We start from the raw sequence: 20,823 nt of genomic DNA, 5'->3' as shown, positions 1-20,823 counted from the left end.
GGTGGGCGGGATTTGTTTACGGAGGCAGAACTTTTTCGACATCGACCGTTGCCACGCGGCGAGGTTTGCGGGTTTTCGAAGGGCGTGATGTTCGACCTCGACGCTTATTTGCGACGCATCGGCTACGCCGGTGAACGCACGCCAAGCCTGGCGGTGTTGCGGCAGGTGCTGCGCGACCACGCGGCGGCGATCCCGTTTGAAAACCTGGCGACGTGGGCGGGCGAAGCGGTGTCGGTGGAGCTGCCGGACATCGTGGCGAAGCTCGTGACGGCGCGGCGCGGCGGTTACTGTTATGAGCACAACACACTGTTGGGCGCGGCGCTGGAGGCGCTCGGTTTTACGGTGGTGCCGATGCTGGCGCGGGTGCGTTGGCAAGTGCCGGCGGAGATCGTGACCGGACGTTCGCATCTGTGTCTGCGGGTGACGGTGGACGGGGCCGAGTGGCTGGTGGATGCGGGCTTCGGTGGGATCGGGGCGACGGCACCGCTGCGGCTGGATACGGCGGAGGTGCAGGCGACGTCGCATGATCGGCGGCGCCTCTCGCGGCGGGCTGACGGCACGGTGTTGCAGGAGGTGGAGCTGGCGCCCGGGAAATGGGCGGATGTCTACATCGTGGAGCTCACGCCGGTGTTTCCGGTCGATGTGCGGGTGGCCAACTGGTTTACGAGCACGCATCCCGATTCGCTCTTTCGCAATGCGCTCATCGTGACGTCGGTGCAGGCCGATCATCGGCGGGTTCTGCGCGGGCGGGAGTATCACGAACGCTACGTCGATGGGCGGGTGGAGCAGCGTCGTGAGGTCGCGGATGAGGCGGCGTTGCGGGCATTGCTGGTGGAGGCGTTTGGTTTGCCGGCGGAGGACCCGGGCGTGCGGGCGGTGAAGCTGCCGCCGGTGACGGAGACGCCGGACGCGTGAGGGAAGTTGGCTTCTGGCTTTGCATTCCCGGTCGGGTGCGTTCCCGTGCGGGATGGCTCCGTCTGCAGAACAGTTTGAAGAGGCTCCTATCTCGAAGCTCGTCGGTTTCCGGGTCGCGCCGGAAGTTGACGGCGTCACGACTGTGACGCTCGAAGCCGGACCGCAGCATGCGAACCCGATGGGGCGCGTGCATGGTGGCGTGATTTCGGCGCTGACGGATGCGGCGATGGGCACGTGCTACGGGCGGCAGCTGCACGAGGACGACGACTTTTCGACCATCGAGTTGAAGGTGAATTTTATGCGGCCGGTGAAGCTCGGTTTGCTGACGGCGACGGCCAAGGTGGTGCAGCGCGGCCTGCGCATCGGGTTTCTCGATTGTGAAGTGCGCGATGCGCGCGGGCGGCTGGTCGCGACGGCGACGAGCACCTGCATGACGATCAGCGACTAGGGCGTGTCTAGGAAAGCCGAGGAGCCATCGCTGGGAGCGCAGCCAGTGGAGGGCAAGGCGGAGCCGAGGGAACTGTGCCCGTGGGCACTGTCCCTCGGCGACAACGCCGGCCTCCTCTGACTCCGTCCCAGCCCGAAGGGTGAGCGGGAAAAGGGGCTGGCGCGGCGTTGCCCACGACGGCATGGCCCTCTGGGCCACCTCCGTCGCGGCCGCCTGGCGCGAGCCCCTTTTCCTACTCACGCTGGCACCTCGGCTTTCCTAGACACGCCCTAAGCCCCAACGAGCGCGAGAAAAGGCTCATCAAGGTGGCGGCGGCCGTGCAGGCTGGCGGCATGTTGCCCCTACGTTCCCCTCTGTTTTCGCGGGTCGCCGCCGCGGTGTTGCTCGTTGGATGGTTTCCGCTGATGGTCCGTGCGCATGAGCACGGTCATGACGAGGAGGCGGTGGCGGCGATGACGATTCAGGAGCGGCTCGGTTATCCGGCGGACGCGAAGTTGTTGGTGATCCACGGCGATGACATCGGGTTGTCGCACTCGCAAAACATGGCGACCTTTCGGGCGATGGAGGACGGGGTGGTCACTTCCACCAGTGTGATGATGACGACACCGTGGGTGGCCGAAGTGGTGAACTACCAACACGCGCACCCGGAGGCCGACATCGGGGTGCACCTCACGCTCACGGCGGAGTGGGAGACGTTCAAATGGGGGCCCCTGGCGGGCAAGGATGAGGTGCCGAGTCTGGTGACGCCTGCAGGGGTGTTTCATGACAACGTGCCCGACTACGCGGCCGCGGCGAAGATCGACGAAGTGGAACGCGAGGTGCGCGCGCAGATCGATCATGCGCTGGCGCAGGGCATCGACGTGACGCACCTCGACGGGCACATGGGCGTGATGTCGGCGACGCCGGAGTTGCTACAGCTCTATCGGCAGATCGGCGCGGAGTATGGCCTGCCCTTACGGCTGCACTCGCACACCGGCGAAGGCTACGCCGAAGGTTACACCAGCATTCACGGAGCGCCGCCCGCGACCTACCCCGACGGTATGACCGCGCACTACAACCGCGTGCTGCGCGAGCTGGAGCCGGGGCTGAACCTGATCGTGTTGCATGTCGCCTACGACGACGAAGAGATGCGCGCGATCACGGTGAACAAGGAGCTCTGGGGCGCGGCCTGGCGGCAGATCGACTTTGATTGGGCGACCGATCCGGAGACGCGGCGCATCATCGAGGAGGAAGGCATCATCCTGATCGATTCGCGGGCGATCCGGGATGCGTTGTTTCCGCAAAAACCGTGAGGGGACGGGAGCGGTTCTTTCTCTTTCGTCTTTATCTTTATCTTTATCCCCGCGGACCGGAATCCGATCGCGGCGTCATGATTCGGTTTGGGCGACGCTTTGCGTCGTCAGAGAAAGAGAAAGATAAAGAATAAAGAGAAAGATTGGTCGTTTGGGTGGCGGGAGGTTCACTTTTTTGTGACGAGGTAGGACCAGCTTTCGAGGTCGCCGGCGGCGTGGTCGGGACGGGTGTCGATGACCGTGCCGCCGTGTTTTTCGAGCAGGGCGATGACCTCCGCTTTGGGCAGGGCGTTCATGACCATCTCGGGATCGATGGCGGCGGCTTTGCGAAACCAGCGTTTAAAGCGCATCCACAGGGTCGGCGGATACCAGGAAAAGCGCCACGGTTGCACCGGGGCTTCGGCGGGGAGCTGGAAATAGATGGCACCGCCGGGGCGGCACACGCGCAGGAACTCCCGCAAGTAACCACGGATGAGCGCGGTGGGGATGTGCTGCAGGGTGATCACGCTGTAAACGAGGTCGAAGCTGGCGTCGGGCAGGCAGCGCAGGTCGCTGGCGGGGTTGTGCACGTAGCGCACACGTTCGCCGTGTTGATTGTGTTTTTGAGCGAGTTCGATCATCGGTGCGGCGATGTCGATGCCGGTGACCTGCGCGAAATGGTCGGCGAGGGCCTGACTCAGGCGACCGACCCCGCAGCCGAAATCGAGGGCGTGTTCGCGACGCAGATCGGGCCGTTGGCCGGCGATATAGGTCAGGTCTGTATCCACATTTTCGCGACCGGTGGCGAAGAACTGTTCGATCTCCCAGCGGTTGCCGGTGGTGTCGGGCAGGGTGAGCACCGCCCAGTAAGGGTCTTCGCGGGCGAGTTTTTCCCAGACGGTTTTGTTGTGCCAGAGTCGCATGGAGGGGAGTGGGTTGGGACGATTCAGAGAAATCCCTAAATCGACAAGTCGGTCCCGCTTCGGAGGGACTTTTTGGCGGGATGGTTGTGAATGGGGCCTTTTCGGGGAATGTCACCTGCTGCTGCCGCCGAACTCGCTCGCTGACTCGACTCCATGAACGATTTTGAACTGATGTTGCGGGAAGCCTTCAAGGCTTCGCGCGCGACCACTCCCGCGAAACGTCGGGCCGTCTACGAACGGGCCCGCGAGTTTTTGCAGGCCCGCATCGCCAAGATGGAACCCGGTCCGTCGCCGACGCGCGTGCAACAGCTCCAGCAGCAACTGGAGGCAACGATCGATCGTCTGGAGAAGGAGGCGGTCGCCGCAGCCGAAGCGCGTCAGCAGGCGAAGCGGCCGGGTAGCGCGCCGAAAGCGCCGCCCTCGTCACCGCCGCCACCGGTGCAGCCCAAACCACCGCAGCAGCCGAAGCCCAAGCCAGAACCGGCCCCAGCGCCCGCGCAGCCGCAGCAGGCGGCGCCGCGAGTTCGTTCACAGCCGCGGCGACGTTTCCCGGTGTGGCTCTTGGGCGTGTTATGCGGAGTGGGCGCGCTTTATGGCTTTCAGGAATGGCAGCGGCAGCAGGCCGTCGCTGAGGCGGAGCGGGTGCGCGCGGCGGCGGAGGTGCAGGAGTCGCGCGCGCTGCAGGCGGTCATCGATCGGGTGGAGCGCCGGCAACCATGATGCGCTGGGCCGATACGAGACGGTGGCGGGTGGCGTGGTGGCTCGCGGTGTGCGTCGTGCTGCCGACGAGTGCGGTCGCGCAGTATAAAACCGCGGCTGAGGCACGGGTGCATTTGCAGCAAATCGAGACACAGATTGGTGAGTTGCAGGGCGGGCTGAACGCTGCTCGCGCGACCCGGCAGCAGGCGACCGCGCGTTTGCGGGACCTGCAGGCGACCGGTCCGGAAACCCCGGCGCTGCGCGAGCGGTTGGAGCGGGAGCGGGCGCGCGAGTTTGATCCGGCCCGCTTTGATCGCGCGGTCGACACGCTCGATCGGCAGCACTGGGACGAACGCGCGAAGAGCGAAGACGCCCTGGCGAAGTTGCAGGCGAAGGCGGCGAATCCCACCGAGATCAATGCCCGGGTGGATCGCGCCCGCGAGGCCCTGGACAAGGCGGAGCGCTTGCGGGAGCAGGGGATCCGCGAGCTGCAGGAGGGGTATTACTGCAGCCAGTGCAACCGGCCCGCGAGTCAGATTGAGGATCAGACGGGCAATAGCTTTCAGTCCCATTTGCGTCAGGTCTCGGGCCGGGCGATCCCGGCGAGCGCAGAAGTGGTCGCGCGCAAAACCGCGGAGTTTGATCGCGCGATCGAACAGGCGAAGGCCAAGCTGCAGGAGGCGGAAGCGCGGCGTTCGCGGGAGTTGGCGGAGTTGCAACAAGACGTGGCGCAGCAGCAGCAGGCGCACGCCAAACTGTTGTCGGATTATCGGACCCGCCGGTCGGAGCTCATCGACGAGCGTGATACCGCGCGGCGGAAGCTGGAGCGGGAGCGTGATGCCGAGGTAAAGCGCTTGCAGGAGCTCATCACGCGCACGGAGGAGCAGCACAAGAGCGCGGTGCAGCAGCAGCGGGAACGGGTGCGGGTGGCGGAAGCGAGGGAGCGGGAGCTGGATCACCAGATCGATCTGCGGCGGATCGACGCCAACCATGCGCGCTGGGGGATCAATTTTTATGGCGGGATCGAGGCGCGCCAGGCAGCGCAGGCGGAGCAGGCGGCCAAGCGGGAAGCCGAGCGGGAGTTGCGCGAGGCGAAGCGACTGGAGCGTCAGGCGGAACTCGCCGCGCAACGCGCTGCGCGTGCGGCGGCGGTACTCGTGCCGGAGGAGCGGCGGACGATCTGGCGCAGCTTGGCCGGGGCCGAGCGGGTGCGGGCGCCGGAGCGGGAATCCGCGCCTCCTGCGCCGGAACCGGAGCCGGTCGCGGCGGTGGCCGAGCCGGTTGAGTCAGCGGCCATCGTAGCCTTGCGCGAACGCGCCCGCCGGGCCGAAGCCGCAATGTTGGCGGCGCAGGAACGCGAAGCGGCGACGCTGGCCGCGGAACAAGCGCGCGTGGAACAGCAACAACGTGACGTCGCGCGGGCGGAGGCGGCAGCGATCGCCCGTCGCCAGGCGGAACGGGTGCCGCGATCACGGCTGGGCGCGGAGTATGCATCCGCGGATTGGATACAGGAACGGTTGGCGACGGCGCGCGAAAAGGTGAGCCGGTGGTGGAACGACGAGGCGGAGGCGCCACTGGCGCCGCGCTGGGGGGCGGAGGTGGACTCCGCGTTGGCGCAGTATACCGGGCGCGCCGCCAGCGAGGAAGCGTTGGCCCAAGCGCCCGCGGAGCCGAGCACGCTGGACCGGATCTGGGAGCGCGGCATGCGGCGGTTGCGTAGGGGCACGGAGGTGGTGCGGGAGCACTACCGTAAAGTGATCAACAGCGAGCCGGAGAAGTGGGCGCAGGATTTTATCGGCAGCGAAAGCACGACAGTGAGCAGTCGGCTGAATGACGTGATGGCGGCCGCGGGGAAACGGCTGCACTGGCGGTCGCGGTTGCGCAGTCTGGCCAAGAAGGCATCGGTCGAGGGCATCGCGCGCTTGGAGTATACGCAGCGCACGGGCGAAGACTTTGATGAACTGAGCGGCTTCGAGCAGGACACGGAACGCGTGTTTGCGGAGGCACGCATCATCACGCCGCCGCGGGACTATCTGGACCGGCTCTACAAAGCTTATGAACGCACGGCGAATCGTTACGCCGAGACCTTTGGCTGGGACGAAGACGCGGAGGAGAACGACGAGTGAACGAAACGACAATCATGATGAACGGAACGATGAAGCGGGGGCGCGTGAGCGCGGGCACGAAGGCGATGGGGTGGCTGGCGGGCGTGTTGGTGCTGACATTCGGCTTCGGTCGTGCGCTGGCGGTGGAGCCGGCGGCGGAGGAGGCGTTTGCGGCGGCCGTGGTGGCGTATTTGGAAAGTGGAGACGCGGCGGCGGCGCAGGCGGCGTTTGTCGAGTTGCAGGCGCAGTGGCCGGACTACCCGGATCCGGTGTTTAATCTGGCGGTCCTGGCGGAAGCACGGGGCGACGCCGAGGAGGCGATGCGCGGGTATGAACGTTTTCTGGCCATGGCACCGGGTCATGCGAAGGCGGCGGAGGCGCGCGGCGCGTTGTTGGCGCTGCAGCAGCGGCCGAGCGCGGCGGAAGCGTATGGGGAGTTGTTGGCGCGGGCGGATGCGCGGTGGCGCGCGGGGGATTTGGCCGGGGCGTTTGCCGAGGCGGCGGCGGCGCAGGCGTTGCAGCCGGAACGGTGGGAAGCGCCGGCGCTGGCCGCGCAGGTTCTGGCGGCGGACGGGGCTTGGGACGATGCGTTGCCCTTGACCGAGCAGGCGGTGGCGCGCGCGCCGGAGGGCGAGCTGCGGGCGGAGCTGGCGGTCTATCGCGACGAGATCGCGGCGCGGCGGGAGGCGGCGACAGCGCGGGCGCAGGCGGAGCAACTTGAGAGTGCCGGTGATTTTGCCGCCGCGGCGGCGGCGTATGCGACGGTGGCGGAGTCGACCGAGGACGGGGCGGTGGCGCTGCTGGCGGGGTTAAACTTCGGCATGGTCGAGCGCTGGGATGACGCGGCGGGTTGGTTGGCCCGGGCAGTGGAGTGGGGCGATGTGCGTGTGGTGGCGGAAGCGCAGACGCAGCTCAGTGCGATTGAACAACGACGACGCGTGGAGCGACGCGTCGCGACGGTGGAGGGCGCCGCAGAAGGCACGTCGGACGGGCGCGTGGACGCCGGGTTGCCGGGGCGGGTCGATTACGAGAAGGGCGTGGTGTTGCTCGGGGATGGTGCGACGGCGGAAGCGTTGGCCGCGTTTGATGCGGCGATCGCGCAGGTGCCGGTGAATCCGGATTACGCGCGGTATTTTTTGATGCGGGGGGCGGCGCGGCTGGATGCGGGCGACGCGGAGGCGGCATTGGAGGATCTGGCGCGCGCGGGACTGATCGATCCGGCGGCGCCGTCGTTGTATGAGTTGCGGGCGCTGGCGAACGTGGAGCTCGGTCGTTATGCGGAGGCGATCGCGGACTACCGGGAAGCGCGCAAGCGGGTGGAGTTTGCCTCGCAGGAGAAGGCGATCGAGCAGCAGATCGTGACGCTGTTGCTGAAGGAAGGCAGCGCGCGGGAGGCGATGGTCGAGTCGCAACGCCTGGCGGATGGAACGAGTGGGAAACCGCACCAGCGGGCGTTGCGCAGTTGGGCGCAGGCGGCGCGGCAGCTGGACATGGACGACGAGGAGCTGAAGGCGTTGGGGCGGTTGCAAAACGTCGCGTCGTTGAGCTCGTCGGAAGGGCAACGCCTGCGGGAGTTGCGGCGCCGTTGGGTGGTGGTGATGACGGAGTCCAACACGCATCAGACTTACGGCTGGGCGGACGACGAACTGCGGGCCGACCTGAGTGGGTATTGGCGCGAAGGGCAGAACATCACCAACCTGACGCGCGACGATGAGCGCGACCGCTGGCTGGTGGTGCGCACCAAGAGCCCGTTGCACGATGAGCAAAACGTGGAGACGGGGGAGGCCTTTCCCCGGGATTGGATCAAGGCCAAGTGGGATCAGGGCTACGGCTTGATGGAGTTTGAGGTGACGGCCGAAGGCCGGTGGGCGGTGTTGATGGCGCGGGGGGCGTCGCTGGGCAAACAGTGGTGGAAATCGGTGCGCGATGACGGCCTGAGCGAGGGCATTCAGGACATCTGGAGTCGGGACATGCGGATCCAGGATGTCGCCTACCACAACGGCCTGTGGTATCTGGCGGCGGCGGCCAAGGCGCCTTACGGGGTGCAGCGTTGGACGACGAGTGTGCGTTTCCCCGAGCGCTGGATCGCGCAGGGTTACGACCAGGGTTACATCATCAGCCGCGTCGCTCACGGCGCGGGCAAGTGGTTTGTCGTCATGGCCAAGTCGGACCTCGAGCAGCGTTATTTCTATCGGCATGAACTGCCGGATGAAGCGATCAAGGCAGGGTGGGATGACGGCCTGCGGCTGACCGAAGTGGTGAAGGTGATCGAGCCGTTGCCATGAGGGGCGCGGGGTGGGCGCGGGCGGGGCGTCGCGGCACGGACGTTGCAGGATTGCACTGGGCTCGGGATTGCACCGTAACACCCGCATGCGAATGAAAGCGTTGGGGCGAATCGCGGTGCTGGCGGCTGTTTGGGTCGGCGCTCTCCTGATCACGGCGGGGTGTGCCCGCGATGAGCGCGCGGTGGATCGCGGGGTGCAGGAAGGCATCCTCTACCTCGGCAATGGCGCGGAGCCGCCGGACCTCGATCCGCATATCTCCACGGGCGTGCCGGAGTTTCATATCATGGACGCGCTGTTCGAGGGGTTGGTCGACATCGAGCCGGAGACGGGCGCGCTGGTGCCGGGCCTGGCGGAGCGTTGGGAGATGTCGGCGGATGGAAAGACCTACACCTTTTACCTGCAGCCGAATGCGAAGTGGTCGGACGGGGTGCCGATCGAAGCGCCGGAAATCATCCGTGGCTACGAGCGGGCGATTAACCCGAGCTTCGGCGCGGAATACGCCTACCTCTTCGAAATCGTGCGCGGCGCGGTGGCCTACAATCGCGGCGAGACGACGGATTTTTCGACGGTGGGTTTTGAGGCACCGGATGCGCGCACGCTGGTGGTGCATCTCGAGCATCCGGTGCCGTATTTCCTCACCCTCATGACCTATGAGGCGTGGAACCCGGTGCCCATGCATGTGATCGAGGCGACGGGGGAACCCTACCGCCGCGGTTCGGGTTGGACGAAGGCGGGCGTGTTGGCGAGTAGTGGGCCGTTTCGACTTAAATCATGGCAGCCGAATCGGGTGATCATCGTGGACCGCAATCCGCATTACTGGGATGCCGACGTAGTGTCGCTCAATGAGATCCACTTCTTCCCGATCGAGAGCATCGATACGGAGGAGCGCATGTTCCGCAGCGGTCAGTTGCACAAAACCAGCGAGGTCCCGCTGACGAAGATCGAGACCTACGCGGCGATGCCGGAGTCGCCGCTGCGGTTGGATCCGCAATGGGGCACCTACTACTATCGGTTCAACGTGACGCGGCCGCCCTTTGACGATGCGCGGGTGCGGCGGGCGTTGGCCATGGCGATCGATCGCACGGCGATTGTGGAGAACATCACGCGCGGCGGAGAGCAGCCGGCGCACAGTTTCTCGCCGCCCGGGACGGGGGGCTTCACGCCGATCGCAACGGTGTCCCGCGACCTCGAGGCGGCGCGGGCGTTGTTGGCCGAGGCAGGGTATCCGGGCGGGGAAGGTTTCCCGGCGGCGGAGTTGCTTTACAATACCTCGGAGAAGCACCGGGCGCTGGCGGAGGCGATTCAGCAGATGTGGAAGCGGGACCTGGGCATCGACGTGACGCTCTACAACCAGGAGTGGAAGGTGTATCTGGATTCGCTGAAAAACCTTGATTACGGGATCGCGCGATCGGGTTGGGTGTCGGTTTACGCCGATGCGAATCAATACCTCGAGATCATGACCACGGGGAACCCCAACAACCGCACCGGCTGGGGTATTGAGGAATATGATACGCTGCACGCACGTTCGATGGCGGAGTTGGATCCGGCCAAGCGCATGACGATGCTGCAGGAGCTCGACGCCATCCTGCTGCGCGAGATGCCGGTTGCGCCGATTTATCATTATTCGCAGGGCTACCTCCTCGATCCGCGGGTGAAGCATTGGTATCCCAATCCGTTGGACAAGCACCCCTACAAATACGTGCGGCTGGAGGAGTGAGCGAAGGGGCGCGTGCGGCGGGAAGGGGCCTTCTTTCTCTTTCGTCTTTATCTTTCTCTTTCTCTGACGGCGCGGAGCGTCGCCGACGTTGGGCGGGGGAGCGGGAAGCGGGGATAAAGAGAAAGATAAAGAATGAAGAAGAAAGAGGGGGGGGCGTGGCCGGGTGTGGGCCGAGGGGCAAGGTTAGCGCGAGCGAGCTCGCGGCCTACAGTGCGGGGTTCGAGGGCGGAATGTAGGCTGCGAGCTCGCTCGCGCTAGCGGTAGCGGGGCCTGTGGCGGGCGATACACGCGAGGGTCTGGCAAGCCAGACCGCTACATGGGTTGTAGGGGCTTTGCTTGCGAAGCCCGCGGCGGGCGGGGTGTAGCCGGGGTCGGTGAGCCCGGTCCGGGGTCGACGACCCCGGCTACAGCGAGGCGGCCTGCAGGGCGCGGTAGCGTTTTTCGAGGACGACGATGGTTACGAGGTAGGTCGCGACGACGACGGCGGGGATGGCGACGAAGCGGTATTCGGGGAGTGAATACCAGGCCACCAGAATGCCGGCGGTGCGGACGCCGGCGTGAAAGAGGCCGACCCAGTGGCGGGCGAGGATGGAGAAGGGGATCCACATCAGGCCGGTGAGGATGCCGACGGTCATGGGCAGCGAACTCTTCTCGACCAGATAAAAGGGAATGGCGATCGAGTAGACCGCGAAGGCCATGAGGATGCTGGAGAGAAAGATACGGTCGAAGAAGTTGCCGGGTTTGGTTTTGCCGAGCAGGTCCTCGCCGGTGAATTTGGCCAGGCCGAGGGCGAGGTAAAAGATGGAGCCGGTGCAGACGAAGACTGCCATCTCCGCGACGTATCCCGGACGCAGCAGGCCGACGATGCCGATGATCACCCACATGATGGTGCCGGCCAGCGGCATGGTGATGAAGCGGGAGGCGGCGTAGTGGCGCCATTGTTCGTCGAGCGAGAGCGGGGACTGCGGGTTATACATCGTTGTTACTGGAGGAGTAGGCTCGACGGTGTATTGCAGCACGCAGCGCGGCAACCGACTCGGGATGAGCGGTTGTCAGCGCGGGGGCGCCGGGGAATGCGGCGGTGCGGGCGGTGCGGCGGGCGCGGGCGCGGGGTGAGGGGCAGGGATGACGCGGCCCGGAGGTCCGCGTCCACCTTGGGAGGGAGGGTGGACCGTGACCTCTGGGCGCGGTCTGCGTTGGAACAGCGCAGGCGCAGGCCGAGGGGCAGGGAAGACGCGGCCCGGAGGTCCGCGTCCACCTTGGGGGGGAGGGTGGACCGTGACCTCTGGGCGCGGTCTGCGTTGGAAGGGCGCAGGCGCGGGGTGAGGGGCAGGGATGACGCGGCCCGGAGGTCCGCGTCCACCTTGGGGGGAGGGTGGACCGTGACCTCTGGGCGCGGTCTGCGTTGGAAGGGCGCAGGCGCGGGCTGAGGGGCAGGGATGACGCGGCCCGGAGGTCCGCGTCCACCTTGGGGGCAGCGTCAGGTCGCGGTGCGTTCGGCGATGGCGACGCGGTAGGCTTCCTCGGCTTCTTTTTGCGAGGAGGCGCCGATGTGCATGTCGCGCAGGAGACCATCCTTGAGGCTGTAGATCCAACCGTGGATGTGGAGGGTCTGGCCGCGTTCCCAGGCGTCGCGCACGATGGTGGTCTGGCAGACGTTGGCGACTTGCTCGATGACGTTGAGTTCGCAGAGGCGGTCGTGTTGCTCGCCCTCGGTGGGCAGGCCGCAGAGGCAGGCGCTGTGTTTGGTTTTCACGTCCTGCACGTGGCGCAGCCAGTTGTCGACGAGGCCCACGCGTTCGCAGCGCAGGGCGGCTTTGACACCACCGCAGCCGTAGTGGCCCACGACCATGACGTGTTTCACTTTCAGGACGTCGACGGCGAACTGGAGAACGGAGAGGCAGTTGAGGTCGGTGTGGACGACGACGTTGGCGATGTTGCGATGGACGAACACCTCACCCGGCATGAGGCCGATGAGTTCGGTGGCGGGCACGCGACTGTCGGAGCAGCCGATCCAGAAGTGCTCCGGGGTCTGCTGTTGGGAGAGTTTGGTGAAGAACTCCGGGTCTTCCTTGGTGATGGCTTCCGCCCACTTGCGGTTTTGTTCAAAGAGGTGAGAAAGCGTTTTCATGGGTGGGCGCAGTGTCCCGGTGCTTGGGCCGGTCGCAAGTAAAAGCGGCGGATTGCCGGGGCGGGCTCAGGCGGGTTGCCAATCGGCCGAATCGGTCACCGGGGGCAGGCAGTCGCCGGGGATCCAGCCCTCGTGGAGGCCGTCGGCCGTGACCACCAGGTGCCAGTTGTTGACCGTGCTGATGACGTGCACGAGGTCGCCCACGCCCACGTTGAGTTCCACCGCGGCATAGTCGCGCAGAGCGGAGGCGCGGTGTTGGATCTCGTCGATTTGGAACCAGGCCGCGGGGAAATAGCCGGGCACGCCGCGGGGGTCGGAGCCGGAAAACCAACCCGGGTTGTTTTCGTCGAAGCGGCGCACGGTCACGTTCTCTTCGGCGGCCACGACGGGGGTGACGGCAAACGACGCTTCGTGTTCGCTGATCACGGCGACGGCGGGACCGGTGGCGGGGGGACCGACGGAGAGGCGTTTGCGCATGAGGAAGCGGGTGAAGGTCTCGCCGAAACGTTCCACGCGTTCGATGGCGGTCACGCGGTAACCGAAGCGGTTGAAGACGGGTCGGCTGAGGTAGCTGGCTTCGGTGCGCAGGAAGGGCGCGCCTTTGGCGTTGGCGATGATTTCCAGCTTCGTGTGCAGGGCGGTGGCGAGGCCGCGGCGGGCGAATTCGCCCTTGGTGTAAAGGAAGTCGAGGTGGTCGGGGGCGGTGAAGACGGCGAAGGCGGCGGGTTTGCCGTCGATCTCGGCGACCCAGGCGTCGCCGGCAAAAATGCGGTCGCGAAACGCATCGGGTTCTTCGCTCGGCCACTTGGCCCAGGCGTCGACCTGGCGCTCGCTGTAGGACTCGGGTCCGAGGGTGCGCACTGCATCGATGTAGATCGCCGCGAGGGCGGGCAGGTCAGCTTCGGTGGCGGGGCGCAGGGTATGGTTCACGGCAGCAGAGCAGCGGGCATTTCGTCCAGGTAACCTTCATCCCAGGCGAGGCCGGTGAAGACGGTGGTGACGCGGGGATCGAGGTCGTCGCCGGTGTAGTAGTGCGTGAGAGCCCAGCGAAAGGCGCGTTCCATCGGCGTGCCGGGCAGACCGAGGCGAGGGGCCAACTCGTTCCAGGCGGCGATGGATTCGGCGGTGACACCGGGTTGAGCGAGGAACCACGTCGCGATGGGGGCGTCGTCCGCACCGGCGTTTTTCACCGCTTCGAGGAGGGCCTCCAGCGTGAGGCCGAAGTGGGTCATGAACACGCCGTCGGTCGCCAGGCGGAAGCCGAAAGCTTTGTGGAAATCGGCGGGCAATTCGCCGCGCAGGTGGAGGCGGGCTTTGTCGACGAAACGCGGCAGCCACATGCAGTCGGCGAGGCGGTCCCAGGGACGACGGAGGAGCGGAGTGGAGGTGGGCGCGGACACGGTGGAAGCCAGAGGAACTTAGAGCGGGCGCAGGAAGGAAATCGTGCGCTCGGTTTCGCGGAAGCCAAGCCGGAGGTGAGCGGAGATGCCGTCGTGATTGTCGAACTCGGTGTCGCTGGCGAGTTCGCGGTAACCGGCGTTGCGCGCCCATTCGCAGGCGGCCTCGATGAGGGCGCGGCCGATGCCACGGTCGCGATAGTCGGCCTCGATGAACCAGCCCTCGAGGTAGGGCGTATCGGTGGAGCTGCTACCTACGACGTGATCGCGCCGCACGCTCACTTCCACAAAACCGAAGGGCTCGCCGGCTTCGTTGAGCGCGAAGAGCACGATGCCGGGGGAGCGGAGGTAGAGTTGTTTTTCGACGGCGTGACGCTCGGGCGGGCAATCCGGCCAGAGCTCGTGGCGCAGGCGGGCCCAGGCGACGTCGTCGGCCGGGGCGTGGGTGGCGGGGCGAATGGTGTAGGGCAGGGGTGGCTTCATGCAGCAAGGTTGGGGGGCGGACGGGCGGCGGCGGGCGAAAGCGGCGGAGGGGGGCGGACGGGTTGGGGCCCGTCGGGATCAGGTGTCGAACAGGCGGTCGCCGAAGTCGCCGAGGCCGGGGAGGATGTAGCTCTGGTCATTGAGCTCGCGGTCAATGGCGGCGGTGATGACAGGGACGTCGGGGTGGGCGGATTCGAAGGTCTCAACGCCTTCGGGCGCGCTGACGATGGAGACCATGCGGATGTCGGTGGCGCCGTAGTCCTTGAGGATTTGCACGGCCTGCACGGCGGAACCGCCGGTGGCCAGCATGGGATCGATGCAGAGCACGCGGCAGCCTTCGACGGACGGCAGCTTGCAGTAGTAGCTGCGGGCGACGGCGGTGTCGTGGTCGCGTTCGAGGCCTACGTATCCGACGCTCACGCTGGGGAAGAGATCGGTGTAGGGTTGGAGCATGCCGAGGCCGGCGCGCAGGATGGGCACGACGACGAGGGTTTCTTCGAGCACGGTGCCATCGATCTGTTCGAGCGGCGTCTCGATGGTCTTCACGCCGGTGGGCAGATCGCGGGTGGCTTCGAGGGCGAGCATGATCCCGATCTGATGGGCCAGGGTGCGGAAGGTGGCCGGTTTGGTGGTCTTGTCGCGGAGGTGGGTGAGGATGTGCGACGCGAGCGGGTGATGGAGGAGCTGGGCCATGGCGAAGAATAGAGAATGGTGAAGAGTGAAGGGTGAAACGCGGCGGCTGCGCTCAGAGGAGGCCGCGGAGGACTTTGCGTTCCTGGAGTTTGGCGAGGTGGGCGCGCAGTTCCTTTTTCTTGCCCTTGAGTCCGGGCATGAGGGCGAGCCAGGTGTAAACATCGGGACGGGCTTCGGCCGGCATGACGGAGGGCGTTTTAAGGACCTTGTTGAGCGCGCGCACGACCTGAGTGGCGAGGCGGTCGCAGATGACCGACGCGGTGGCAGAGGCGTGCTGACCGGCGAGGCGGGTGATGTCGTCGGTCACCTTGCGCAGGCGGGTCTTTTGCAGGACGCGGTAATCGATGAGGCTGGCGGCGCGCACGACTTCGGTGCGCGGGTAGAAGCTGGCCATGAGGTTCCACGGATCGTGGCGGGCGCTGCCCTGGTCGCCGGCGGCGCGCAGATCGGTGCGCAGGATGACGGTCGGGATGTCGGCAAACTTGGCCAACATGAATTCAACGACGGTGCCGCTATCGAGCTCGGTGCCGTCAAAGTTGAAGATGGCGAGATCGGCTTCGAAGAGGGCGAGGATGTCCTGGTCGCGGATGACGTGGGGATTGAGTCCGCGCAGCTCAAAATCCTGCGGCAGGTGGCAGAGGAATTTGCCGTGGGATTTCTCGTAAATGGCTTCGGCGAGGTAGGCGTTACCGACGAGGTGTTTGATATCGAAGAGCTCTCCGCCGAAGTAGACGGAGTAGCTCTGGGCAGCGGGCTTGAGTTTGCTTTTCACGCGAGGAGGAGCGGCGGTTGGCGCCGCGGGAGTAGACAAACAAAAACCGCGTTGGCGGGGCAACGCGGTTTTCGCAGGTGGGGCGGGAGGGGCAAGGGATGTAGGCGCCGAGGCTGGAAGCCTCGGCCACGGTGGTGGTGAGCTGTGGCCGCGGCATCTTGCCGTGGCGTGGAAGGTGGCGCGCGTGATGAGCCCGGAGGCGGAGGGGCAACGGGGGAGCGGCCGAGACGGCCGCTGCTACACCCGGACGGGGCGCTGTAGCCGAGCTATTCTTTCTCTTTCGTCTTTCTCTTTATCTTTATCTGACGACGCGGAGCGTCGCCTGCCGCTGTGCGCTGTGTGCGGACTCGCGGGTGCGGTGCGGGAGTCGGGGAGAAAGATAAAGATAAAGAGTAAAGAGAAAGATGGGGTTACGGGATCAGGGTCAGGGTGTGTTCCTGGTCGCCGGCGAGGAGGGGGCTGGGGCGGCCGCGGAGCCAGTCGTCGTGGCCGGCTCGGTAGTAGGGCGAGAGGGGGTTGCCGCTTTGACCACCGGGGAGGTGGAGCAGGGCTTCGTCTTCGTGACCCGGCGCGACGACAAACCGCAACGACGCGCCGAAGCGCGGGCGAGCCACACCAGGCATGCGGCTGTCGCCGGCTTGCGGCGTGACCGGCAGGTTGACCCACGAGGCCACCGGGTTGGGCAGGAAGTCACCGAAGGGGTGGTTGAGCTCGAGGGCGTTGGCTTCACCCCAGGTGGCGGTTTCCAGCGGTGTGCCTTCTTCGTCGAGGTTGGCGATAACGCGGTCGACGGCGGCGAAGCGCAGGGCGTTCCAATCGGAGTAGTCGGCGGCGAGCAGGTGCATGGGCTCGTCGCGGTGCAGGGCCCACAGGCCAGCCTCGTATCGGAGTCGCCAATACGGGAAACCGGGGGCGTAGCGATAGGTGCGACCGAGCATGGGGCGCAGGGTCAGGTGCACGATCTGGCTGCGCCAATCGCGGATGAGGCGGTAGCCCACAGAGTCGGCGGACGCCATGCCGTCCCATTCGGTGATGAGACGCAGGAAGGTGGCTCGGTCGGCATCGGCGATGGCGGCGGGGCCGGCCGCGGCGAAGCTCTGCACGAGCAGGTCGCGCCAGCGCAGCGCCCATTCGGCGCGGTGGTCGAGTTGAATGGCGAGCAGGTCGGCGGGCTCGGCGGGAGCGGTGAGCTGGGCGAGGTCGCGTTCGATTTGGGCGGCGCGGTCGGGGTCGTCGTAGCCGCTGTCGCCGAGGACGGCGAGGGCGTCGCCGCCGACTTGGCGTTGGTTGCCGGACCACAGGGCCTGGCCGGGGGCGGCGCGCACGACGGGGCGTTGGTCGGCGGGCAGCCAGCCGGTCCAACTGCGGTCGCCGTAGGTCCAGGTGGCGGGGAAGCGACCGTCGTAACCGTCGCGTTGGGGAATGCGACCGACGACGGTCCAGGCGGCGGCGCCGGCGCGGTCGGCGAGGATGAGATTGAGGTGGGGCAGGCCAACGTCCGCGGCGATGGTGAGGGCCTCGTCGACGCTGCGGGCGTGGTTGAGGTCGAGGACGTTGAAGTTGATCGCGGACGGGTCGTGGAAGACCCACTTGTAGGCGAGGTCCTTCTGGCGAGTGGTTTTGCCGATGAGCGGGCCGTAGACGGTCCAGGTGGACTCGACGGTTTCGACGTCGCCGTTTTTCAGGACGATCTCGTCGGTGTGTTCGTCGAATTCGATGGAGTCGCCTTTGTAGTGATAGAGGAGCTCGGGGGCGATGGAGTTGAGGTCAACGGGGACGAGGTCGCCGGCGTCGATGTAGGCGTTGGTGAAGGTCCAGGCGATGTCGCCGTTGGTGCCGATGATGATGCCGGGGGTGCCGGGCAGGGAGACGCCGACGGCGGTGCGGGTGGTGCCGGTGGCGTCGGGCCAGGTGAGTTGGGTGCGATACCAGACGTTGGGCAGGCTGAGGCCGAGGTGTGGATCGCCGGCGAGCAGGGCGGAGCCGGACGCGGTGCGGTCGCCGGGGAGCACAAAGCCATTGGAGCCGACGGCAGGCGGATCGGCGAAGGCGGTGTCGTCGGTCTCGGTGGTGGTGCCGGGGAGGGCTTCGTCGCGCAGGTTGATGAGCTTGGACGTGGGGGTGATGGTGAGTGGGGCGGTGGTGCCGTCGAGGGCACTGTCGTCGGGGCCAATGAGAGGGTTGAGGAAGTCGACGATGTTGGTGCCGAGGGTGTCGCGCAGGGTGGTGAGGGTCTTTTCGTAGGTGCCGGTGGAGTCCTGCAGGTCGAGGGCGAGGGAGTAGGAGACGAGCACGGTGTCGATGGGTGTCCACGGCTCGGGGTCGGTGCGCAGGACGGCGTATTCCCAGGGGACATCGGCGAGCGAGTGGAGGCCGGCGTTGACGCCCTCGGCGTAGGCTTCGAGGAGGGCGCGGCGCTCGGGCGTCTCGGCGGCGAGGACTTGCTCGGCGAGGGCGGGGAAGCGGTGGACGACGGTGGCGCGGTCGAGCGGCAGGGCTTTGGCGCCGAAGAGGCCGGAGAGGCGGCCGGCGGCGCGACGGCGCAGGAGATCCATTTGGAAGAAACGATCCTGGCCGTGGGCAAAACCGAGGGCGCGCTGGGCGTCGACGAAGGAGGTCGCTTCGATGATGGCTACGCCGTGGGCATCGCGGGCGAGGGAGACAGGGGCGGAGAGGCCGGGCAGCGGGAGCTCACCGTCGAGCGTTGGCAGGCTGCTTTGCACGCGGGTCCAGATCCAGGCGAAGCCCGCGAGGAGGACGAGGAAGACGGTGCACAGGCCGATGCCGATCCAACGGAGGAGGCGGCGGGTGAAGGAACGTTTCATGGGAAAGGAGGAGGGCGGGAAAGGAGCCGGAGGATGGCGGGCTGGTGCCGGGATGTCGGGCGTAAAGCCCGACCCACATCAGCGAGCGTGGGTGGAAAGGTGAGCGAGGACGTGTTGCACGATTTGGTTGGGCGTGAGGGCGACGTCACACCACACGGCTTCGGCGGGCGGAGGCGGCTCGAGGGTGGCGAGTTGGGAGTCGAGCAGGGAGGCGGGCATGTAGTGGCCGGCGCGGGCTTGCAGGCGGGAGGCAAGCAGCTCGCGGGTGCCGTGCAGATACACGAAGGCGGGCGGATGATCCGGCGGGCTGAGGCGTTGGCGGTAAACGGCTTTGAGCGCGGAGCAGGCCAGCACGATACCGGCGCCGCGGGTGGCGTGATCGCTCAACAAAGCGCGCAGGCGGTCGAGCCAAGGGGCGCGGTCGGTGTCGTCGAGGGGCGTGCCGGCGCGCATCTTGGCGACGTTGGCGGCGGGGTGGTGGTCGTCGGCGTCGACGTAGGTCCAGCCGAGATGGGTGGCGAGTTGGGCGCCGATGGTGGATTTGCCGGTGCCGCTCACGCCCATGACGACGATGGCGGAGGCGGCGGGCCGAACCCCCTCGGTCGGCTCAGGCATAGGGGCCTCCAATGGGGCGGCCTTCGTCGACTTCGATGAGGTCGAAAAAGGTCTCCACGCCGCGGTTGGTGAAACCGTCTTCGACGATGCGTTGACGAAGAAAGTCGGAGCGTTCGTCGCGCCAGCCGAGTTTGCTGATGAAGTGGTTCCACATGTGGCAATCGGCGTCGGAGCGATCGCGGCCGCCGCTGAACAACCAGGCTTCGAGTTCGGCGTCGGTCCCGCCGGCGAGGACGCGGTCGCGGATCGTCGGGTAGTCGAGCCCGATGAAGGTCCAGACGCGACGATCCAGGCCCTTGCCGAGGGAAGGTTGGTAGGCGGCGGGGAGTTCACCGCGGGCGTGCAGGCGAATCTTATCGAACATGCGCCCCACGTAGCAGAGGCGGGTGACGATGGTGTAGGGGCTGCGGAGACCGGGAATGGCAGGCATGGATGCGCCACCCTGCGGCGGCCGGCCGGTGGCGTCAATTGCGCCGCAAGTAGACCCAGGTGCAAAGGGCGGCGGCGGCGAGGGTCGGTAATGCAATCCACCACGCGCTGAAGGGCATCTGGTAGTGTTCGACGAGCCAGAAGGAGCCCCAGCATTTGGCGAAGACGCAGATCCAGCCAATGGCGATAAGTAGCTCCGAGCGGCGGCTGCGTTGCACCGGACGTTTCACCGTCACCTCCCGCACGAACGCGCGCTCGTGGGCAGAGGCGTCCTCGGGGCGACGGGAAGGCAAAAAGTTGGCAAACATGACGGGGCGGGGGTGCAGCAAGTTAGGCGGAGTGCTCCAAAAGGAAAGCGACGGACCCAAGAAAAAATCGCACCCCGGGCGCGGGTGGTGGGAGCGGCTCAGCGCCAACGACTTGAGTATTCGAAATGTGAACACACGAACGATTGACGATGCGGAATTTTGAAACATTCCCGGCGAGGCGCTGGTCGAAAGCAGCAACCAAGATCTGTTATGAAAACCTCCACATTTCTCGCAATTTTCGGGCTTCTCGCCGGCGCTGTCGCGGCGGAACCAGCGAGCGCGGTGAAGGTGAACTTCGTCGATACCGATAACTTCACCGATTTCACCAGCTCCTATTCGTTTCCGGATCGCGGGCGAGAGACCTACATCAAGGAACTGAGCAAGTTCATCGAGCGTCGGGCCGAGTCCCGGCTGCCGAGTGACCTGCAGCTCGAGGTCGTGATCACGGATGTCGACATGGCCGGTGAGTTCGAACCGTGGCACGGTCCGAACGCTCAGGATATTCGCATCGTGAAGAGCCTCTACCCGCCGCGGATCAACCTGAGCTTCCGTCTTGCCCGCGCGGACGGCACTGTCGTCTCCGAGGGCAATCGCAAGCTCCGGGACATGAGCTTCATGTATAGCGTGCGTTTCAACGACGACGACCCGCTGCGTTACGAAAAGCAACTGATCGACAGTTGGCTGCGGCAGGAGCTGCGTGGGCAAAAACGCACCTGATCCGACCCTCCGACTTGCGTTTGATTTGATACCGGTCGCCGGCCCTGTTTGGCTGGCGGCCGTTTTTGTTTTGAGCCAACCGCTTCCCTC

Annotated in this window: 20 protein-coding genes; 8 read left to right on the top strand and 12 right to left on the bottom strand. The window is 66.2% G+C overall.

Going from position 1 to position 20,823, the window contains the following annotated elements:
• The first annotated feature begins 87 nt into the window (after positions 1–87).
• The 3 genes from K1X11_RS12375 to K1X11_RS12365 all read left to right on the top strand — a co-directional run bounded on the left by K1X11_RS12375 (position 88) and on the right by K1X11_RS12365 (position 2,655).
• Positions 88–915, top strand: coding sequence for an arylamine N-acetyltransferase family protein (locus tag K1X11_RS12375; RefSeq protein WP_225919692.1), 828 nt, complete (start codon positions 88–90; stop codon positions 913–915).
• 52 nt (positions 916–967) lie between these two features.
• Entirely contained in the window at positions 968–1,363 is a 396-nt protein-coding gene (locus K1X11_RS12370) for a PaaI family thioesterase (RefSeq protein WP_221032859.1), read from the top strand.
• A 332-nt stretch (positions 1,364–1,695) separates the two neighbouring features.
• Complete coding sequence (locus tag K1X11_RS12365) at positions 1,696–2,655, top strand: polysaccharide deacetylase family protein (protein WP_221032860.1); 960 nt, start codon at positions 1,696–1,698, stop codon at positions 2,653–2,655.
• Between the two features lie 167 nt (positions 2,656–2,822).
• Here K1X11_RS12365 and K1X11_RS12360 read toward each other — a convergent pair whose 3' ends face one another.
• A complete protein-coding gene (locus K1X11_RS12360) occupies positions 2,823–3,557 on the bottom strand; it encodes a class I SAM-dependent methyltransferase (RefSeq protein ID WP_221032861.1) in 735 nt (244 codons plus the stop codon).
• A gap of 153 nt (positions 3,558–3,710) precedes the next feature.
• Here K1X11_RS12360 and K1X11_RS12355 point away from each other — a divergent pair, with 153 nt between their 5' ends.
• From K1X11_RS12355 to K1X11_RS12340, 4 genes are all read left to right on the top strand, one after another.
• On the top strand, positions 3,711–4,277 hold the full coding sequence (locus K1X11_RS12355) for a hypothetical protein (RefSeq protein WP_221032862.1): 567 nt from the start codon (positions 3,711–3,713) through the stop codon (positions 4,275–4,277).
• The gene (locus K1X11_RS12350) at positions 4,274–6,382 is read left to right on the top strand and encodes a coiled-coil domain-containing protein (protein ID WP_221032863.1); all 2,109 of its coding nucleotides are present in this window, start codon (positions 4,274–4,276) and stop codon (positions 6,380–6,382) included. The genes K1X11_RS12355 and K1X11_RS12350 overlap by 4 nt, the downstream gene beginning before the upstream one ends.
• Complete coding sequence (locus tag K1X11_RS12345) at positions 6,379–8,646, top strand: tetratricopeptide repeat protein (RefSeq protein WP_324725969.1); 2,268 nt, start codon at positions 6,379–6,381, stop codon at positions 8,644–8,646. The genes K1X11_RS12350 and K1X11_RS12345 overlap by 4 nt, the downstream gene beginning before the upstream one ends.
• A gap of 85 nt (positions 8,647–8,731) precedes the next feature.
• Complete coding sequence (locus K1X11_RS12340; protein WP_221032865.1) at positions 8,732–10,363, top strand: peptide ABC transporter substrate-binding protein; 1,632 nt, start codon at positions 8,732–8,734, stop codon at positions 10,361–10,363.
• 404 nt (positions 10,364–10,767) lie between these two features.
• Here the strand turns inward: K1X11_RS12340 and K1X11_RS12335 are convergent, their stop codons facing one another.
• From K1X11_RS12335 to K1X11_RS12285, 11 genes are all read right to left on the bottom strand, one after another.
• Positions 10,768–11,340: a DUF7010 family protein gene (locus tag K1X11_RS12335; protein WP_221032866.1), complete on the bottom strand. Its 573-nt coding sequence runs from the start codon at positions 11,338–11,340 to the stop codon at positions 10,768–10,770.
• Between the two features lie 503 nt (positions 11,341–11,843).
• Complete coding sequence (gene can, locus K1X11_RS12330; RefSeq protein ID WP_221032867.1) at positions 11,844–12,494, bottom strand: carbonate dehydratase; 651 nt, start codon at positions 12,492–12,494, stop codon at positions 11,844–11,846.
• Positions 12,495–12,560: 66 nt separating this feature from the next.
• Entirely contained in the window at positions 12,561–13,424 is an 864-nt protein-coding gene (locus K1X11_RS12325) for a GNAT family N-acetyltransferase (RefSeq protein WP_221032868.1), read from the bottom strand.
• On the bottom strand, positions 13,421–13,894 hold the full coding sequence (locus K1X11_RS12320; RefSeq protein WP_221032869.1) for a DUF5069 domain-containing protein: 474 nt from the start codon (positions 13,892–13,894) through the stop codon (positions 13,421–13,423). The genes K1X11_RS12325 and K1X11_RS12320 overlap by 4 nt, the downstream gene beginning before the upstream one ends.
• Before the next feature lie 18 nt (positions 13,895–13,912).
• A complete protein-coding gene (locus tag K1X11_RS12315) occupies positions 13,913–14,374 on the bottom strand; it encodes a GNAT family N-acetyltransferase (RefSeq protein ID WP_221032870.1) in 462 nt (153 codons plus the stop codon).
• A 78-nt stretch (positions 14,375–14,452) separates the two neighbouring features.
• Positions 14,453–15,067: a uracil phosphoribosyltransferase gene (upp, locus tag K1X11_RS12310; RefSeq protein WP_221032871.1), complete on the bottom strand. Its 615-nt coding sequence runs from the start codon at positions 15,065–15,067 to the stop codon at positions 14,453–14,455.
• 52 nt (positions 15,068–15,119) lie between these two features.
• On the bottom strand, positions 15,120–15,839 hold the full coding sequence (locus K1X11_RS12305) for a nucleoside 2-deoxyribosyltransferase (RefSeq protein WP_324725968.1): 720 nt from the start codon (positions 15,837–15,839) through the stop codon (positions 15,120–15,122).
• A 410-nt stretch (positions 15,840–16,249) separates the two neighbouring features.
• Positions 16,250–18,664, bottom strand: coding sequence for a penicillin acylase family protein (locus K1X11_RS12300; protein WP_221032873.1), 2,415 nt, complete (start codon positions 18,662–18,664; stop codon positions 16,250–16,252).
• A 78-nt stretch (positions 18,665–18,742) separates the two neighbouring features.
• A complete protein-coding gene (locus K1X11_RS12295) occupies positions 18,743–19,279 on the bottom strand; it encodes a gluconokinase (RefSeq protein WP_221032874.1) in 537 nt (178 codons plus the stop codon).
• Entirely contained in the window at positions 19,272–19,709 is a 438-nt protein-coding gene (locus tag K1X11_RS12290) for a DUF5069 domain-containing protein (RefSeq protein ID WP_221032875.1), read from the bottom strand. The genes K1X11_RS12295 and K1X11_RS12290 overlap by 8 nt, the downstream gene beginning before the upstream one ends.
• A 34-nt stretch (positions 19,710–19,743) precedes the next feature.
• The gene (locus K1X11_RS12285) at positions 19,744–20,016 is read right to left on the bottom strand and encodes a hypothetical protein (protein ID WP_221032876.1); all 273 of its coding nucleotides are present in this window, start codon (positions 20,014–20,016) and stop codon (positions 19,744–19,746) included.
• Between the two features lie 210 nt (positions 20,017–20,226).
• Here K1X11_RS12285 and K1X11_RS12280 point away from each other — a divergent pair, with 210 nt between their 5' ends.
• Positions 20,227–20,733: a DUF3016 domain-containing protein gene (locus tag K1X11_RS12280; RefSeq protein WP_221032877.1), complete on the top strand. Its 507-nt coding sequence runs from the start codon at positions 20,227–20,229 to the stop codon at positions 20,731–20,733.
• Positions 20,734–20,823: the final 90 nt, after the last annotated feature.

The organism is Actomonas aquatica (assembly GCF_019679435.2).
GTDB lineage: Bacteria > Verrucomicrobiota > Verrucomicrobiia > Opitutales > Opitutaceae > Actomonas > Actomonas aquatica.
The sequence above is the reverse complement of the archived record's forward strand: the minus strand, read 5'-3'. Positions and strand labels throughout refer to the sequence as shown.